Origin of the sequence: Glycomyces algeriensis, assembly GCF_027622855.1 — a bacterium.
Taxonomy (GTDB): Bacteria; Actinomycetota; Actinomycetes; order Mycobacteriales; family Micromonosporaceae; genus Glycomyces; species Glycomyces algeriensis.
Genome location: NZ_JAPZVR010000010.1, coordinates 83,038 through 98,012, shown reverse-complemented (window position 1 = coordinate 98,012; position 14,975 = coordinate 83,038). Strand labels below are relative to the sequence as shown.

The following is a 14,975-nucleotide window of genomic DNA, read 5'->3' as shown; positions in this document are numbered from 1 at the left end:
CTTTGACAATTCAAGGGGTAAGTCGATACCCGCATAATCATGGCCGCACTCGATGGCCTTTGACACTGACCTTGATGATTTCGTTACCGAAACATCCTATGACTGAGATCAGCGATGAACAGGTGTTTCACTCGGGCTACGGCGCGGTTGCAGCTCCGAGCACCTGCAAAGGGTCACAGCCGGGTCCCGGCCGCGGCCCGTTCGCGCCGACTTCGCCGGGACGCCGTCGGCGGGCTACGTCCAGAAGACGGCCACGCCGGCGGTCACGGCGATGAGCGCGCCGGTCGCGTAGAAGTGCCCAGCGGCGACCTTCTCACGCTTCTTCCACACCGGAATCGCGATCATGACGCCCAGCATCAGCGCGAGCAGGAACTTCACGCCGAGCTTGGCGTGGTTCGCGTCGCCGTCCGCCGAGGCGATGCCGTACAGGACGATGCCGGTGGCGAGCTGGGTCGCGATGCCGTAGAGCATCGCGGCGTTGAAGTTGAACTTCTTGGAGAGGAAGGAGACGAGCCAGCCGCCGAAGACGGCCGCGAACCCGAGCAGGTGGAGGTAGCGCAGCAGCAAGTGGACGAATTCCATGCTCAGGAGTATTGCAGAGGAGCGGGATCGGGCAGGCGGCCGATCCGGAGGCCCACCGCATCAACGCGCGGATCAGGCGCCGCGGTAAACCTTGCTGCGGTGGCCGACCGCTATCACCAGGACCACGAGCTCGCCGTCCTCGATGCGGTAAACGATCCGCCAGTCGCCGACGCGGACGCGCCAGCGATCAGCGCTGCCTTTGAGCTTCTTCACGCCATCGGGCCGGGGGTCGTCTTCCAACTTCGCGAGGGCCAGGATTATCCGGCGCCGCACCGGCTTGTCCAGCTTCTGCAGTTGCTTGTCGGCGTCTTCGGAGATGACCAGGCGATACCGCTCCTCGCTCACGCGGCTTCCTCGCCGAACTCATCGGCGTACTCGGCCAGCACCTGCGACAGCGGTTTGTAGGGCTTGTCGGCTTGGTTTGCTTCGGCCTGATCGGCGAGCTGCATCAGGTAGGCGTCCTCGGCGGCATCCAGCATGTCGGCCTCGTCGGCGGGCACGATGGCCGCGATCCGCTTCCCGGCTCGCGTGACATAAGTCCGAACCCCGGCGGAGGCGGCCTCATTGAGCACATCGGCGAGGTGAGCGCGCAGTTCGCTCACCTTGATCTCATTTGCCGCGTCAGTCATGTACTAATGGTACGACATGTACGTGTTGTACACAAGCCCCGTCTGCTGCCGCGAGCGGCAGCAGACGGGCGGCCGATTCAGAGGACCCGGTGGGCTCCCGCCGCCGCGCGGGCGACGAAGACCCGCGGCACGGGCAGGCCCTTGTCCGCGGCGGCCTCGATGACGGCGGCCTCGACCTTCGGGGCCGCGGCCGCTTCGACGAGGGCGATGGCGCTGCCGCCGAACCCGCCGCCGGTCATGCGCGCGCCCAGGGCGCCCGCGCCGAGCGCGGCGTCGACGGCCGAGTCGAGCTCGACCGAGGAGACCTCGTAGTCGTCGCGCAGCGACACGTGCGAGGCGGTGAGCAGGTCGCCGATCCCGGCCACGTTGCCCTGCTTGAGGATCGCCACGGTGGCGAGGACGCGCTCGTTCTCGGTGAGGATGTGGTGCATCCGCCGGTTCAGGCGCTCGTCGTCGAGTTTCGCGTGCCGCGGCGCGTCGCGCAGGAACGGCACCCCGAGCTGCCGGGCCGCCTCCTCGCAGTCGGCGCGGCGCGCGCCGTACTCGCCGTCCACGTGCCGGTGCGGGGCCTGCGTGTCGATCACCAGCATCACCAGGCCCCCGGCGGCCAGGTCGAACGGGACCTGCTCGCGCGAGAAGTCCCGGCAGTCCATGAACATGACGTTGCCCTCGGTGCACAGCAGCGAGGCCGACTGGTCGAGGATGCCGGTGGGCGCGCCCATGTACTCGTTCTCGGTCTTCTGGACGATCCGGGCGAGCTCGGTGCGGTCGATCTCGTGGCCGAACAGGTCCGCGAGGGCGATGATCACCGAGCATTCGAGCGCGGCCGAGGACGAGAGCCCCCCGCCGTGCGGCACATCGGAGTTGATCGCGATGCGCACGGGATCGACCGGGTAGCCGGACTCGTTCATGGCCCAGGCGACGCCCGCGAGGTACCCGGCCCAGCCCTCGACACCCTCGAGGGTGTCGGTGCGGACCGTGTCGCCCCCGCCGTACGTGGAGTGGAACTCCCAGGTGTCGGACTTGGCGACGGCCGCCACCGAGTAGAACGGCAGCGCGAAGGGCATCACGAAGCCCTCGTTGTAGTCGGTGTGCTCGCCGATGAGGTTCACGCGGCCGGGTGCGGCCCAGAGCCCTTCGGGCTCGGCGCCGAACACGTCGCGGAAGGCCGCCGCGGCGGTCTCGGCGAGCTCGATGGCGTGAATGTCAGGAGTGGGCATGCTGGTAGTACTTCCACGCGTCGTCGACCATGCGGTCGAGGGTGTCCCGGCTGGGCTTCCAGCCGAGTTCGGTCTTCGCGCGCTCCGAGGAGGCGACGAGTTCGGCCGGGTCGCCGGGGCGGCGGGGCCCGATGTTCACGGGGAAGTCCTTCCCGGTGACCGCCTTGACGGTGGCCACGACCTCTTTGTTGGAGAAGCCGTTGCCGTTGCCGAGGTTGTAGATCTTGTGCTCCCCGGCCTCGGCCGCCTGGAGGGCGAGCAGGTGCGCGTCGGCGAGGTCGGCGACGTGGATGTAGTCGCGGACGCAGGTGCCGTCCGGGGTCGGGTAGTCGTCCCCGAAGAGCCCGAAGGACTCGCGCTTCCCGGCGGCGGCCTCGAACGCGATCGGGATGATGTGCGTCTCCGGCTCGTGGTTCTCGCCGTGCCAGACGCCGGCCTGGTCCTGGTAGGCGCCCACGACGTTGAAGTAGCGCAGGGAGACCGCGGCGAGGCCGTACGCGGTGACCTCGGAGGCGATCGCCATGTCGCTGGCGAGCTTCGTCGCGCCGTAGGTCGAGGTGGGGGCCTTGACGGCCTCCTCCTTGATGGGCACCTCGGTCGGGTTGCCGTAGACCGCGGCGGTGGAGGAGAACACGAGGGTCCGCACGTTCGCCTCGCGCATGGCGTCGAGCAGCGCGAACGTGCCCGTGGTGTTGGCGTCCCAGTAGATCTCCGGGCGGCTCATCGACTCGCCCGCGGCGATGAGGCCCGCGAAGTGCAGGACCGCGTCGAACGTGGCGTCGAGGACCTCGTTGGCGTCGCGCACGTCCTTGCGCACCAGGGTCGCCCCGGCCGGGACGCGCTCGGCCGCGCCGGTCGAGCAGTTGTCGAGCACGACCACTTCGTGGCCCGCTTCGAGCAGCATCGTGGCGACGATCGAACCGATGTAACCGGCACCGCCGGTGACGAGGTACTTCACAGTGCTCCCTTAAGAATTGCGGCTGAGGCCTCGGGGCCCAGGTCGTGGACCCAGCCGCCCATGACCGACTCCGACGAGGCCAGGAACTTCACGCGGCCGGGGCCGCGGCGGATCGAGACGAGCTCCAGGCGCAGGCGCCCGAACTCGCGGTCGGCGCCGATCGGGGCCTGGTGCCAACCGGACATGTACGGCATCGGCTCACCAGGGTAGGCGGCGTCGCAGCGCTTCAGCAGGTCCAAATACAGCGGCGCGAACGAGTCGATGTACTCGTCCGGCAGCTCGGTGAGGTCCGCGAAGCGGGCCTTCGGGTAGACCTGGACCTCGAAGGGCCAGCGCGCGGCGAAGGGCGTGAACGCGATCCAGTGGTCATTCTCGGCGATCACGCGGTCCGAGCGGGACTCGGACGCGATGATGTCGTCGAAGAGGTCCCGGCCGGTGGCGGCCTTGTGGCGCTTGGCGGCGTCGAGGTACTTGCGGGTCTGCGGGGTGGTGTACGGGTAGCCGTAGATCTGCCCGTGCGGGTGATGCAGGGTCACGCCGATCTCGACGCCGCGGTTCTCGAAGCAGAAGACCTGGGCGACGTCGCCGCGGGCGTACAGGTCGGCGGTGCGCTGGGCCTGGGCCCGGACCACGAGGGCGACGCGCTCGGGGCTGAGGTCGACGAGTGAGGAGTCGTGGTCGTCGGAGAAGACGACGACCTCGCAGCGGCCGCTCGCGGGGGCCGCGACCTCCATCTCGGGCCCGATCTCGGTCGGGGCGAGCGGGCCCGGTTCGGCGAAACCGCCGAAGCTGGGGAAGCGGTTCTCGAAGACCGCGACCTCGTAGTCGGGGGCGGGGACCTCGGTGAGCTCGCCGTCCCGGGACGGGCACAGCGGGCAGGCCACGGGCAGCTGCGGGCGTCCGGAGCGTCCGGCGGAGACCGCGACCCACTCGTCGCGGAGCCGGTCGTAGCGGATCTCGCCGGCGCTGACGCGCTCGCCGAGGTCGCGCTTGTCGGCGTAGGCGGCGCGGCCGCCCGCGGGCTCGTTCGAGTAGTAGAGGATCTGGCGGCCGTCGGCGAGGCTGCCGGACTCCATGTGCAACGGTGTCATGGTCTCTTCTCGGGTGTAGTGCGCTGCTTCCCGGTGCCTGGTGCGGCCGGGACCGGCGCGAGCACGACCTGGTCGACGTGGTCGCGCAGCCGGCGCCGGGCCTCCTCGTCGAGGAGGGAGTCGGTGACGATGACGTCGGCGTCGTCGAGGGACGCGATCGTGGCGATGCCGACGACGTCGTACTTGGTGTGGTCGGCGACGACCACGAGGCGGCGGCCCTTCGCGGCGAGGGTCGCGACGGTCTCGGCCTCGAGGAGGTTCGGGGTGGTGAACCCGGCGCGCAGGGACATGCCGTGGACGCCGAGGAAGACGGTGTCGACGTTGACGCGTTCGAGCGAGGCGACCGCGAAGGGGCCGACGAGGGCGTCGGAGGGGGTGCGGACGCCGCCGGTGAGGATCACGGTCTGGTCGGAGCGGCCGGCGCGGTAGAAGACGTCGGCGACGGGCACGGAGTTGGTGACGACGGTGAGGTCGGGGACGTCGGTGAGGCGGTGGGCGAGGGTCCACGTGGTCGTGCCGGCGGAGAGGGCGATGGCCTGGCCGGGGCCGACGAGGGTGGCCGCGGCGTCGGCGACGGCCTGCTTCTCGGCTTCCTGGCGGACCTGCTTGACGGCGAATCCGGGCTCGGTGGTGGAGCCGAAGTCGACGGCGGTCGCGCCGCCGTGGACCTTGGCGATGAGGCCGCGGTCGGCGAGGGTCTCGAGGTCGCGGCGGATGGTCATGTCGGACACGCCGAACTCTTCGACCAGTTCCGCCACCCGGACCGCGCCGGTTCGGTGGACGCGTTCGGCGATCCGGCTCTGTCGCTGCTGCGCCAGCATGCCGCCTCCTCATGTTTCGAGAGCAGAGTGCTCAAGATCCAACACAATTAAACATCAGGATCGCCGGCGCCGCAATACCGGGTGGCCGCCTTCTCAGCGTGGATGTCAGAATCGGTCCATGACCACTGCCGAGCGCAAACCCCGCGTCCTCTCCGGGATCCAACCGACCTCGGACTCGTTCCACCTCGGGAACTACCTGGGCGCGATCCGGCAGTGGGTGGCGATGCAGGACTCCACGGACGCGTTCTACTTCGTCGTCGACCAACACGCGATCACCGTCGATCACGACCCCAAGGTATTGCACCAGCGCTCACGCGTGAGCGCCGCTCAGCTCCTGGCGCTGGGCGTCGACCCCGAGCGGTGCACGCTCTTCATCCAGTCCCAGGTCCCCGAGCACACGATGCTCGCCTGGATCCTCGGCACCGAGACCGGTTTCGGCGAAGCGTCCCGCATGACCCAGTTCAAGGACAAGTCGGCCAAACAAGAACGCACAACGGTCGGGCTGTTCACCTACCCGATCCTCCAGGCCGCGGACATCCTGCTGTACCAGACCGACCAGGTCCCGGTCGGCGAGGACCAGCGCCAGCACCTCGAGCTGACCCGCGACCTCGCGATCCGGTTCAACACCACGTACGGCGCCACTTTCACGGTCCCGGACGCCTACATCGTCAAGGAGACCGCGACGATCAAGGACCTGGCCGAGCCCGAGAAGAAGATGTCGAAGTCCTCGCCGTCGCCGCGCGGGTGCCTCTACCTCCTCGACGAGCCGAACCAGATGCGCAAGAAGATCAAGAGCGCCGTCACCGACTCCGACGCCGAGGTCCGCTACGACCCCGAGCACAAGCCGGGCGTGTCGAACCTGATGAACATCTACGCCGCGCTGGGCGCCACCACGCACGAGAAGATCGAGGCCGAGTACGCCGGCAAGGGCTACGGCGACTTCAAGGGCGACCTCGCCGAGGTCGTGGCCGAGTACCTCGGCCCGATCAGCGCGAAGACCAAGGAGTTCCTGGCTGACAAGGCCGAGCTCGACCGCATCCTGACCGCCGGCGCCGAGAAGGCCCGCCACGTCGCCGCGCGCACACTCGCCAAGGCGTACAAGAAGGTCGGCTTCTACCCGCCGGTGGCGCTTTAGTGGAGCGGTCCGCCCGGCCCGTCACCGTCGGCGTCGCCATCCCGGTGCCCTCGCCGTGGCGCGAGGTCCTGGACGACGCCCGCATCGCCTCCGGCGACCCCCTCGGCGGCATCGTGCCCGCCCACCTGACCCTGTTGGGCCCCACCGAGATCCCGGGCGGGAGCCTCGAGGGCTACCGCGCGCACCTCGAAGGCGTGGCCGCGGCCTGCCCGGCGTTCGACCTGCACTTGCGCGGGACCGGCTCGTTCCGGCCCGTCACCGAGGTCGTGTTCGCGGCCGTCGTGGACGGCATCGCGGTCTGCGAGCAGCTCGAGTCGGCCATCCGCCAGGGCCCGGCCGGGCGCGAGCGGACCTTCCCGTACCACCCGCACGTGACGATCGCGCAGAACGTGGGCACCGCCGCCCTCGACCGCGCCTTCCAGTCCCTCGCCGGCTTCGAAGCGCGCTTCCGCGTGGACTCCTTCACCCTGTACACGCACCCGAGCCCCGGCGACTGGAGCTCCGAGACCCTCGCCGGCGCCCCGATCCCCTGGACGCCGAAAGCCGTGTACCCCCTGTCGCACCCATGAATGGGCCGAGGGGCTGACGCTCAGCGTCAGCCCCTCGATCACATCCGTCGTGCAAGCCGCTCAGGCACCCATCTCACGGATCTTGCGCTGCAGCTCCGCGAGCTCGGTCTCCTCCTGGATGAGGCTGATCTCGCGAACGAGCTCGCCTTCCCGGTCCTCGTTGGGACCGCCCAGGTCGGTCCACTCCACGCCGAGACGGAGACCGAGCTCGGGGTAGAAGTCCACGTTGACGACGGTGACCGGCTCGTGGCCCCGGGCCCGCATCGCCGCCCGCACCTGCTCGACCGGTTCGTCCGAGAGCTGTACGTCCTCCCAGTAGACCTGGGCCTGGTTGTTGGCGATCTGGAGGTACTTGAGATTGTCGTTGTCGTCGTATTCGAGCGTGACCATGCTCGGCACATAAATGTCGACGAGCACCTCGGGATTCCCGCGGGTGAAGCTGTCGAAATCACCGAGCGATTCGCGGTGGGCACTGCGGGGCTCACCGAAGTGGGCGCCATCGATGCCGACACCCGGAATCAATCGAATGGGAAACTCAAACATCGGCCGATCCTACCATGAGCAGCGATTCTCCTTCTTGACGACGAATTCCTTGGGCGCCAATCCAATGCGCCGAATTGAACGCCGCAGCGCCATGCCGGCCCCTTACTGCAGCATGTCCTTGAGGTCGCCGTACTCCGGATAGCACTTGTCGATCATCTCTCGGAGCGAGTCGTCGTACTTGCCCGGGAAGCGGCGGGTGATGTCCTGGATGTCCAGCGCGATCGCGTCCCTGACCTGCCCGTTGGCGACGAGCTGGTTCTGGTGGGCCCGGTGGAGCAGCGAGTCCGCCGCACTACCGGTGCTGTGCACGGCGCGGTGGTCGATGTAGTCCATCTGCATGGCACCGCCGGCGTCGTACTTCCAGCCCGGAATCTGCTTCATCGTGTCGCAAGGAGGAATGTGGTTGATCTGCGTTCCGGGAATGTTCTTCCCGTCCGACCCTTTCAAGTCCTTGTAGGAACCGCCGTTGTACACCGGGGGCGGGTCCTTGCGCAACTTGTTCTTGTTGGTCAGCGGATTGATGGTCTCCGCCGGATTCGTGTTGGTGCTGTGCGGACCGGGACGCCGGTTCACTCCGGGACGGCCGCGGTTCCTCTTCCTTGTCGACCGCACGAATTTGCCGATCGCGGCGCGCACGATGTTGTTCCTCGCGGAGCGATTGGTTGCCAATGTTCAGTCCTGCTTACGCTTCGAGGAGTTTGAAGACGGCTTCCTGAAAGAGGTTGCCGACGATCGTGCGGATCAGCTGCTGCACGATGGGGATCTGGAGCAGCGAAGCCCCGAACGTGACCGCCGCTTGGGCGACCGCAATGGCGATCTGCACCGCCAGCCAGATCAGCTGGGCGATGACCGCGACCTTCAGGACCAGCACGATCACCGAGCAGACCATCATGCCGGCCCCGGCGATCATCCCGCCGATCGATCCCGAGGTCAAGATGTGCTGCGGGCCGTCTTCGGACTCCCACCAGGTCTTGAACGCGTCGATGTCCTTGCCGATCTGGTCGGTCCAGGCGGAGGCGGCCCCGCCCGTCGCCTCGTCCGCGATGTCACCGAGCTCCTGGCCGAAATCGAGCCAGGCCTGCCCCATCTCCATGAGCGCGTCCTCGTTCGACTCGGGCCAGTCGAAACCCAGGATGCCCAGCAGCGACACCAGTTCGCTCGGCAGCATGAGCGCCATCAGGCACCACCGCCGAGATCGGATTCCAGCTTCGTGAAGATCGCCGCGATCTCATCGTCGGCCGCGGTGTGCTGCTTGGCGAAATCGCGCAGGTCGTATCCCGCGTCGGCGATCGACTGGGCCGCTTCGGTGAAGCACTCCTGCGCGGCGGCGAACACCTCTTGATGGGCCATCCCGATGAGCCCCCCGATCTCATCGCCGCCGGAGGCGTCACCGAATCCCTCGATCTTGGCGCTGAACTGCTCGAGCGCTCCGAAGAAGCGCTCCGCGACCCCTTCGATCTGCGACCCTGAGGAGTCCAGGCCCTCCGGGTCGATGTCCAGCTGGCTCATCAGCGGCGCTCCTCACCGGCATCGCGATCATCGTCTGTGGACTGAAGGACCCTGGTGTGGGCCTCGGTGAGGCTCGTCATGAACGAGCGCAACTGCGCCACGGACTGCTTCTGGATCTCCTCGGCCTTCTCCGCGAGGCCGCCCAGGTCGATGGCACCCGGCACACCGGCCTGCTCCCGGGCCGCGGTCAACGCCTCGTTGACCGCTTTCGTGATCTCCTCGCCGAGCACTTCGGCGCCGAGCCGGACCGCCCTGGGGTCGATGATCTGGACCTTGACCTGACCCGCCAATGTCGCTGTGACGCGGACCTGCCCGTCGGCGGCCTCCTTCTCCACAGCCTGGGCCGCCGCTTCCTCTTGGGCGCGTTGGCCTTCCCTCGCTGCCTCGATCGCCTGTCCGAGCATGTCGCTGATCGAGTTCGTGTCCGGATAGCCCGCAACCATCGCTTCTCCAGTCCTGTGCCGGTGGGGTAACCAGTCAAAAGATACCCGAGCTTCGCTTGGGTCAACGAAACGCGATCGTTCGGTTCACGGGCAGACGACGAGGACCGAGGGGCCCATCGCCGCTCGGTCCGTTTGCGTCGCCGCTTCGTTCTAGAAGTCGAAGAGGTCTTCGAAGACGCTCTTCTTTTTCTTCTTCTTGTAGTAGTAGTCGTCCTTGCGGCGGTGGTCGTCGTAGTGGTCGCGACGGTGGTCGTCATCGCGGCGACGGTCGTCGTACCGGCGGTCGTCGTAGCGCGGGTCGCGCGGCGGCGGGCCCGCGGAGACGGGGGGCGCCGCGGCGACCGGCGGACCGGCGTGGAACGACTGCTCGAACTTCATCAGGTGCTCGAGTTCACCGCGGTCGAGGAAAATGCCCTTGCACTCGGAGCACTGCTCCACGACTACGCCGTTGCGCTCGTACTGGTGCATGGGGTTCTGACATTTCGGACAGAGCATCTGCATCATGACAACAACCTATCGTGGATCGCGCATGGATGCCCAACCACAACCGGGCACTCCACCTGTGAGTTCTCTCAGCTGGAACGCCTGGGGTAAGAAATCCGACGAACAGCGTCCAGGCGTCGACAGCGGTGCTCGTTCATGCCAGCGTCGTCTTGGTGCGGGCAATCCCCGCAAGTCGACAGAAATGGAGTGGACCGTGAGAACAACGATGATGGCGCTCTTGGCCTGCGCCGCGGCGACGGCGTTCACCGCCGGCACGGCGGCGACAGCGCAGGCGGCTGACGTGGAGGCGGCGGCGGTCTGCGCGGCGGTCGCGGACGAGAACCGCGCGGTCTGGGCCCAGCCCGGCACGTCGGGAGGCTCGGTCGGCTTCGTGATCGCCGGCCGCACCTACGACGCCGACTGCGCCCTGGCCTCCGGGCAGTCCTACACCGCCTGCGGCGACACCACCAGTCAGTGGGCGTACGTCAACTACGCCGGCGACGAGTGGGGCTACGTCCCGAGCGCCTGCGTCACCTGGGCTTCGTGAGCGTGAGGGCCGGCCGCCGGAAACGGCGGCCGGCCCGGTAAGTCAAGAGCCGCCCTCGGGGTGGGTGGAGAAGTACCCGTGGGTGAAGTCGTTCGGGTATTCGGGCTGCTCGAACGGGCCGGTGATCCAGAACTCGGTGAAGAAGCCGTTCTGGACGTTGAAGAGGGTGACCGTGACGTTGTCGTACTGGCTCTCCTCGTTCTCGATCCACAGGCCGCGGAGGTGGCCGGTGGCGATCGCGACGTCGGGACCCCACTGGAACCACTCCAGGTCCCCGACCGAGCTGAACTCGGAGATGCGGAAGCTCGCCGGCTCGACAAGGTGGTAGGTCGCCCCGCCGAGGCCCATGACGGAGACGACCGGCGTGTCCGTGGCGTGGACGTCGGCGCTGCCGGCAGGTGCGGCGGGAAAGTTGTTGTCCGCGGATGCCGAGGACGCGACGGCGATGCCGCCGACGACCCCGGCGACGGCGGCGGCCGATGCCGCGCCGAACGCTCTTCTGCGCATGGGAACACCTTTCGGTTGTGCGAAGGTTCTCGCACCCAATACGCCGGGGCGGTCCGGCAAAGATGCCGAAGGCGGGCAGGGAATCATGGTAATTCCTTGCCCGCCAACGAGTCTCAAGTCACCTAGTGCGTGCTGAGCTGCTGCTTCACGCACTTCCTTTTGTCAGTGCGTACTGCGTTTTCGGCTCCGCGCATTTCCTTCGTCAGTGCGTACTGCGTTCCCTGCCCCACGCACTTCCTTCGTCAGTGCGTACTGAGCTGCTGCTTCACGCACTTCCTCCGTCAGTGCGTGAAGTGCCTGGTCCCGGTCAGGTACATCGTGATGCCGGCTTCCTTGGCCGCGGCGATGACCTCTTCGTCGCGGACCGATCCGCCCGGCTGCACGACGGCCTTGACGCCGCCGTCGATGAGGATCTGGAGGCCGTCGGCGAACGGGAAGAACGCGTCCGAGGAGGCGACCGAGCCGTTGGCCCGCTCGCCCGCGCGCTCGACCGCGAGCTTCGCGGAGTCGACGCGGTTGACCTGGCCCATGCCGACGCCGACCGAAGCGCCGCCCGAGGCGAGCAGGATCGCGTTCGACTTCACCGCACGCACTGCCCGCCAAGCGAAGGCGAGGTCGGCGAGGGTCGCCGCGTCGGCAGCGTCGCCCGTGGCGAGGGTCCAGTTCGCCGGGTCGTCGCCGTCCGCGTCGATGCGGTCGGGGCGCTGAGCCAGCACGCCGCCCGAGATCGGCTTGAGCTCGAGCTCGGCCGGCACCCATTCGGGGGCGCGGAGGAGCCGGATGTTCTTCTTCGCGGAGAGGATCGTCAGTGCCACGTCGGTGAACGACGGCGCCACGACGACCTCGGTGAAGATCTCGGCGATCTGCGCGGCGGCCTCGGCGTCGACCTCGCCGTTGGCGGCGATGACCCCGCCGAAGGCGCTCACCGGGTCGCACTCGTGCGCGGCGCGGTGGGCCGCGGCGATCGAGTCGCCCACTGCGATGCCGCACGGGTTGGCGTGCTTGATGATCGCGACGCACGGCTCGGAGAAGTCGTGCGCGGCGCGCCAGGCGGCGTCCGCGTCGGTGTAGTTGTTGAAGCTCATGGCCTTGCCGTGCAGCTGCTCGGCCTGAGCGAGCCCGGCCGCGCCCGGGGCCGCGTAGACGGCGGCGGCCTGGTGCGGGTTCTCGCCGTAGCGCAGGTCCGCGAGCTTGCTCATCGGCACGGCTTGGAAGTCCGGGAGTGCGGCTTCGGTCGACTGCTCGGCGAGCCAGGTCGCGACGGCCGCGTCGTAGGTCGCGAGGTGCGCGAACGCCTTGGCGGCCAGGCGGAGCCGCTCGGCGGCGGTGGTGCCCTCGACCGCGGCGGTGCGCACGAGGTCGTAGTCGGCGGGGTCGACGACGACCGCGACGTTGGCGTGGTTCTTGGCGGCGCCGCGGGTCATGGAGGGCCCGCCGACGTCGATCTTCTCGACGATGTCGTCGAAGCCCGCGCCGGAGGCGACGGTGTCCTGGAACGGGTAGAGGTTGCCCACGAACAGGTCGAACGCCTCGATGCCGAGGTCTTCGAGCTCCTGGCGGTGGGATTCGCGGCGCACGTCCGCGAGCATCCCGGCGTGGACCTTCGGGTGGAGGGTCTTCACGCGGTCGTCGAGGATCTCGGGGAACCCGGTCAGGTCCTCGACCTTGGTGACAGGGATGCCGACCTCGCTGATGCGCGCGGCGGTCGAGCCGGTGGAGACGAGCTGGACGCCCGCTTTGTGGAGGTCTGCGGCGAGTTCGACTACGCCGGTCTTGTCGAAGACTGAGATGAGGGCTCGCTGAATGCGCTTCCGCTCGGACATGAATGCACTGCTCCTGATGGTCTAATGACTGCGGCCCAGGCGTTCGACCGCAGTAACAGGTTCAGCAGTGCCGCTCCCTGGTGGTACTCCACCCGTGAACGTCTCAGAAGGTTCCCCCTCAACAACGAGCTGCCCGGTCCGTGCCACGGGAAACCTCGAAAGACGTCACTCGCCAGTCGCGACCAGCCGAGCGTAACACGGTCGCGCCGGGGACCCCTGCCGCGACCGAAGGCGCCGGTGAGACCCGCCACCAGCGCCGGGACGCGAGCGCCCCGAGCAGCGCGCCGACGGCGTTGAGCAGCACGTCGTCCACTGACGCGACCCGGCCGGTGCCGAACGCGTACTGCGCGGTCTCGACCAGCGCCGCCCCGAGGGCCCCGCCGAGGAACACCGCGAGCAGCCCGACCCGGAAGCGCAGCGGCACGAAGAGCCCGGCGAGGAAGAACAGGAGCATGTTGCCGACCAGCTGCTCGATGATCGTGCGCGGGTCGGCCCCGGCGAGGTCGATGAGGTCCGCGAACGGGACCAGCTGCACCCCGCCGTCCCCGCCGCGGGGCGTGAGCACGAGGAACAACCAGGGCAGCGTCCCGGCCACGGCCCCGACCTCGGCGACCGAGAACCGCCAGGCAGTCCGGCGCGGCACGCCGCGCCGGATCCGCGTGGCCGCGAGGACCCAGGCGGTGAGCAACCCCAACGGCACCAAGGCGATCGAGACGAAGACGGTCGTGGTCTCGAGCGCGTTGATGGCGAGGGGAGGGGTCATGTCCTGAACCCTAGCCGGGCGCGGCCCGCCCGCTTAGGCCGTGCGGTAGCCGATCGGCTGGACCAGGCGGTTGACCGCCCGGTGCAGGTCGCTCAGTTTCAGCGTGACCGTCTGGTCGCTCGCCTCCGTGGCCTTGGCCTCCGTCAATGCATCGCGGATGACCAGGCTCGGGCTCACGCCGCGCCGGTCGGACTCGGCCGCGATCCACTCGGAGAGCTCCTGGTCGACGCGGACCGAGTACACGATCGAAATCTGCCGCTTGGTGTCGTCGACCTCTGCCCCAGACCAGTCGCGGGATTCGAGCGCCCGCAGTGCTTCTTCTCGCTTCGTCATGACTTGGTTCCTTCCCGGAAGGCCCGCTCGATCCCAGCGATCTCGGCGGCGTCCAACAGCCTCGCGGACACGACGAGAAACTCGTTGTCCACGTCTTCCTCGATGAGCGACACCGCGATCCATCGATGGCGACGGTCTTGCGCGGCAATGCGCAGCACCGCCCCGATGTGCTCTCGCACCTTCGGCTTGCCGTGCAGTACGTCCTGCACGTCCGTCCAGTGGAGCCCGGCTCCCGCGATGGCGTCGTATGACGCTTCGTCGAATCGGTATCGTTCTTTCACATCTTCGATGTTTACAAGCGTAAACCGAAAATGGGCGCAGCGACACCCCATCGCCTTGGAATGGTTTCGTGTTTCGCGATCTAGCCGAGGCGGACTCGGTTGCCTTCGACCTTCCAGCCGCCTTGGACCATGCGGCCGACGGAGGCGACGAGTTGGGCGCGTTCGGCTTCCTTGATGCGCTCGGTGAGGGTGTCGACGGTGTCGTCGTCCTCGACCGGGACCGCGCACTGGGCGATGATCGGGCCGGTGTCGACGCCGGCGTCGCAGATGAAGAGGGTCGCGCCGGCGAGTTTGACGCCGGCGGCGAGTGCTTCGCCCGGGCCGTTCATGCCGGGGAACGCCGGGAGCAGGGAGTTGTGGGTGTTGATGTAGCGCCCGGGGAAGGCCGCGAGGAAGCGGGGGCCGCAGAGCTTGAGGAACCCGGCGGAGACGACGATGTCGGGCTCGTAGGAGGCGACGTCTTCAGTCAGGGCCTGGTCCCAGGCGTCGCGGTCGGGGTAGTCCTTGACGCGGTGGACCACGGGGGGGCGCCGGGCCTCCGCCGCGCGCGCGGCCCCGTTGGGCCCCGCGCGGGCGGCGCCCCCCGCGACGACCTCGGCCCCGTAGGCGGGGTCCGCGCAGGCGTCCATGAGGGCCTGGAGGTTGGAGCCGGAGCCGGAGACGAGGACGACGAGTCTTTTCGCAGTCGGCGATGCTTGCGAGCCGTCAGTTGGCACGGTCGGCGATGCTTGGGTCACG

General features: G+C 68.3%; 22 protein-coding genes, 1 pseudogene and 1 riboswitch. Of the genes and pseudogenes, 4 read left to right on the top strand and 19 right to left on the bottom strand.

Annotated elements, in window-relative coordinates; genetic code table 11:
* Positions 1–234: 234 nt before the first annotated feature.
* The 7 genes from O2L52_RS18055 to O2L52_RS18025 form a co-directional block, all read right to left on the bottom strand.
* A complete protein-coding gene (locus O2L52_RS18055; protein ID WP_270117218.1) occupies positions 235–582 on the bottom strand; it encodes a hypothetical protein in 348 nt (115 codons plus the stop codon).
* Positions 583–654: 72 nt separating this feature from the next.
* Complete coding sequence (locus O2L52_RS18050) at positions 655–927, bottom strand: type II toxin-antitoxin system RelE family toxin (RefSeq protein ID WP_270117216.1); 273 nt, start codon at positions 925–927, stop codon at positions 655–657.
* A complete protein-coding gene (locus O2L52_RS18045; protein ID WP_270117215.1) occupies positions 924–1,211 on the bottom strand; it encodes a type II toxin-antitoxin system prevent-host-death family antitoxin in 288 nt (95 codons plus the stop codon). The genes O2L52_RS18050 and O2L52_RS18045 overlap by 4 nt, the downstream gene beginning before the upstream one ends.
* A gap of 77 nt (positions 1,212–1,288) precedes the next feature.
* The gene (gene galK, locus O2L52_RS18040) at positions 1,289–2,431 is read right to left on the bottom strand and encodes a galactokinase (RefSeq protein WP_270117213.1); all 1,143 of its coding nucleotides are present in this window, start codon (positions 2,429–2,431) and stop codon (positions 1,289–1,291) included.
* Positions 2,418–3,389 carry a UDP-glucose 4-epimerase GalE gene (gene galE, locus O2L52_RS18035; RefSeq protein WP_270117211.1) on the bottom strand — a complete coding sequence of 324 codons (972 nt, stop codon included), beginning with the start codon at positions 3,387–3,389 and terminating at the stop codon, positions 2,418–2,420. The genes galK and galE overlap by 14 nt, the downstream gene beginning before the upstream one ends.
* Positions 3,386–4,480 carry a galactose-1-phosphate uridylyltransferase gene (galT, locus tag O2L52_RS18030; RefSeq protein ID WP_270117209.1) on the bottom strand — a complete coding sequence of 365 codons (1,095 nt, stop codon included), beginning with the start codon at positions 4,478–4,480 and terminating at the stop codon, positions 3,386–3,388. Before galT ends, galE begins: the two co-directional genes overlap by 4 nt.
* Complete coding sequence (locus tag O2L52_RS18025) at positions 4,477–5,301, bottom strand: DeoR/GlpR family DNA-binding transcription regulator (RefSeq protein WP_270117207.1); 825 nt, start codon at positions 5,299–5,301, stop codon at positions 4,477–4,479. The genes galT and O2L52_RS18025 overlap by 4 nt, the downstream gene beginning before the upstream one ends.
* Positions 5,302–5,419: 118 nt before the next feature.
* Here O2L52_RS18025 and trpS point away from each other — a divergent pair, with 118 nt between their 5' ends.
* Positions 5,420–6,436 (top strand): tryptophan--tRNA ligase, encoded by a 1,017-nt coding sequence (gene trpS / locus O2L52_RS18020; protein ID WP_270117205.1) that lies wholly within the window; start codon positions 5,420–5,422, stop codon positions 6,434–6,436.
* Positions 6,436–7,005, top strand: a complete 570-nt coding sequence (locus O2L52_RS18015; RefSeq protein ID WP_270117203.1) for a 2'-5' RNA ligase family protein — start codon at positions 6,436–6,438, stop codon at positions 7,003–7,005. The genes trpS and O2L52_RS18015 overlap by 1 nt, the downstream gene beginning before the upstream one ends.
* Positions 7,006–7,065: 60 nt before the next feature.
* Here the strand turns inward: O2L52_RS18015 and O2L52_RS18010 are convergent, their stop codons facing one another.
* The 6 genes from O2L52_RS18010 to O2L52_RS17985 all read right to left on the bottom strand — a co-directional run bounded on the left by O2L52_RS18010 (position 7,066) and on the right by O2L52_RS17985 (position 10,004).
* Complete coding sequence (locus tag O2L52_RS18010; protein WP_270117201.1) at positions 7,066–7,548, bottom strand: hypothetical protein; 483 nt, start codon at positions 7,546–7,548, stop codon at positions 7,066–7,068.
* A 102-nt stretch (positions 7,549–7,650) separates the two neighbouring features.
* Entirely contained in the window at positions 7,651–8,184 is a 534-nt protein-coding gene (locus tag O2L52_RS18005; RefSeq protein WP_270117199.1) for a hypothetical protein, read from the bottom strand.
* Positions 8,185–8,230: 46 nt separating this feature from the next.
* Complete coding sequence (locus O2L52_RS18000; RefSeq protein WP_270117197.1) at positions 8,231–8,725, bottom strand: WXG100-like domain-containing protein; 495 nt, start codon at positions 8,723–8,725, stop codon at positions 8,231–8,233.
* On the bottom strand, positions 8,725–9,057 hold the full coding sequence (locus O2L52_RS17995) for a hypothetical protein (protein ID WP_270117196.1): 333 nt from the start codon (positions 9,055–9,057) through the stop codon (positions 8,725–8,727). The genes O2L52_RS18000 and O2L52_RS17995 overlap by 1 nt, the downstream gene beginning before the upstream one ends.
* Positions 9,057–9,500 carry a YbaB/EbfC family nucleoid-associated protein gene (locus O2L52_RS17990; RefSeq protein ID WP_270117194.1) on the bottom strand — a complete coding sequence of 148 codons (444 nt, stop codon included), beginning with the start codon at positions 9,498–9,500 and terminating at the stop codon, positions 9,057–9,059. Before O2L52_RS17990 ends, O2L52_RS17995 begins: the two co-directional genes overlap by 1 nt.
* Before the next feature lie 150 nt (positions 9,501–9,650).
* Positions 9,651–10,004, bottom strand: a complete 354-nt coding sequence (locus O2L52_RS17985) for a TFIIB-type zinc ribbon-containing protein (protein WP_270117193.1) — start codon at positions 10,002–10,004, stop codon at positions 9,651–9,653.
* A gap of 193 nt (positions 10,005–10,197) precedes the next feature.
* On the opposite strand from O2L52_RS17985, the gene O2L52_RS17980 reads away from it, so the two are divergent.
* The gene (locus tag O2L52_RS17980) at positions 10,198–10,530 is read left to right on the top strand and encodes a hypothetical protein (protein ID WP_270117191.1); all 333 of its coding nucleotides are present in this window, start codon (positions 10,198–10,200) and stop codon (positions 10,528–10,530) included.
* A 42-nt stretch (positions 10,531–10,572) separates the two neighbouring features.
* On the opposite strand, the gene O2L52_RS17975 is transcribed toward O2L52_RS17980, so the two are convergent.
* From O2L52_RS17975 to O2L52_RS25570, 3 genes and pseudogenes are all read right to left on the bottom strand, one after another.
* Positions 10,573–11,037 (bottom strand): hypothetical protein, encoded by a 465-nt coding sequence (locus tag O2L52_RS17975; RefSeq protein ID WP_270117189.1) that lies wholly within the window; start codon positions 11,035–11,037, stop codon positions 10,573–10,575.
* Between the two features lie 281 nt (positions 11,038–11,318).
* Entirely contained in the window at positions 11,319–12,860 is a 1,542-nt protein-coding gene (gene purH, locus O2L52_RS17970) for a bifunctional phosphoribosylaminoimidazolecarboxamide formyltransferase/IMP cyclohydrolase (protein WP_270117187.1), read from the bottom strand.
* Positions 12,861–12,886: 26 nt separating this feature from the next.
* Positions 12,887–13,050: riboswitch (ZMP/ZTP riboswitch) on the bottom strand.
* An 81-nt stretch (positions 13,051–13,131) separates the two neighbouring features.
* A pseudogene (locus tag O2L52_RS25570) lies at positions 13,132–13,395 on the bottom strand (VanZ family protein); the annotation flags it as partial.
* A gap of 22 nt (positions 13,396–13,417) precedes the next feature.
* Between O2L52_RS25570 and O2L52_RS25565 the strand changes: the two are divergent.
* A complete protein-coding gene (locus O2L52_RS25565; protein ID WP_425554164.1) occupies positions 13,418–13,630 on the top strand; it encodes a hypothetical protein in 213 nt (70 codons plus the stop codon).
* Positions 13,631–13,656: 26 nt separating this feature from the next.
* Here the strand turns inward: O2L52_RS25565 and O2L52_RS17960 are convergent, their stop codons facing one another.
* The 3 genes from O2L52_RS17960 to purN all read right to left on the bottom strand — a co-directional run bounded on the left by O2L52_RS17960 (position 13,657) and on the right by purN (position 14,974).
* Positions 13,657–13,956 (bottom strand): ribbon-helix-helix domain-containing protein, encoded by a 300-nt coding sequence (locus O2L52_RS17960; protein ID WP_270117185.1) that lies wholly within the window; start codon positions 13,954–13,956, stop codon positions 13,657–13,659.
* A complete protein-coding gene (locus O2L52_RS17955; protein ID WP_270117184.1) occupies positions 13,953–14,237 on the bottom strand; it encodes a hypothetical protein in 285 nt (94 codons plus the stop codon). The genes O2L52_RS17960 and O2L52_RS17955 overlap by 4 nt, the downstream gene beginning before the upstream one ends.
* A gap of 80 nt (positions 14,238–14,317) precedes the next feature.
* On the bottom strand, positions 14,318–14,974 hold the full coding sequence (purN, locus tag O2L52_RS17950; protein ID WP_270117183.1) for a phosphoribosylglycinamide formyltransferase: 657 nt from the start codon (positions 14,972–14,974) through the stop codon (positions 14,318–14,320).
* Between the last annotated feature and the right edge of the window lies 1 nt (position 14,975).

Coding starts and splice junctions, on each gene's coding strand:
- O2L52_RS18055 (WP_270117218.1), bottom strand. CDS start 582: ATGGAATTCGTCCACTTGCTGCTGCGCTACCTCCACCTGCTCGGGTTC.
- O2L52_RS18045 (WP_270117215.1), bottom strand. CDS start 1,211: ATGACTGACGCGGCAAATGAGATCAAGGTGAGCGAACTGCGCGCTCAC.
- galK (WP_270117213.1), bottom strand. CDS start 2,431: ATGCCCACTCCTGACATTCACGCCATCGAGCTCGCCGAGACCGCCGCG.
- galT (WP_270117209.1), bottom strand. CDS start 4,480: ATGACACCGTTGCACATGGAGTCCGGCAGCCTCGCCGACGGCCGCCAG.
- O2L52_RS18025 (WP_270117207.1), bottom strand. CDS start 5,301: ATGCTGGCGCAGCAGCGACAGAGCCGGATCGCCGAACGCGTCCACCGA.
- trpS (WP_270117205.1), top strand. CDS start 5,420: ATGACCACTGCCGAGCGCAAACCCCGCGTCCTCTCCGGGATCCAACCG.
- O2L52_RS18010 (WP_270117201.1), bottom strand. CDS start 7,548: ATGTTTGAGTTTCCCATTCGATTGATTCCGGGTGTCGGCATCGATGGC.
- O2L52_RS18000 (WP_270117197.1), bottom strand. CDS start 8,725: ATGGCGCTCATGCTGCCGAGCGAACTGGTGTCGCTGCTGGGCATCCTG.
- O2L52_RS17995 (WP_270117196.1), bottom strand. CDS start 9,057: ATGAGCCAGCTGGACATCGACCCGGAGGGCCTGGACTCCTCAGGGTCG.
- O2L52_RS17990 (WP_270117194.1), bottom strand. CDS start 9,500: ATGGTTGCGGGCTATCCGGACACGAACTCGATCAGCGACATGCTCGGA.
- O2L52_RS17985 (WP_270117193.1), bottom strand. CDS start 10,004: ATGATGCAGATGCTCTGTCCGAAATGTCAGAACCCCATGCACCAGTAC.
- O2L52_RS17975 (WP_270117189.1), bottom strand. CDS start 11,037: ATGCGCAGAAGAGCGTTCGGCGCGGCATCGGCCGCCGCCGTCGCCGGG.
- purH (WP_270117187.1), bottom strand. CDS start 12,860: ATGTCCGAGCGGAAGCGCATTCAGCGAGCCCTCATCTCAGTCTTCGAC.
- O2L52_RS17960 (WP_270117185.1), bottom strand. CDS start 13,956: ATGACGAAGCGAGAAGAAGCACTGCGGGCGCTCGAATCCCGCGACTGG.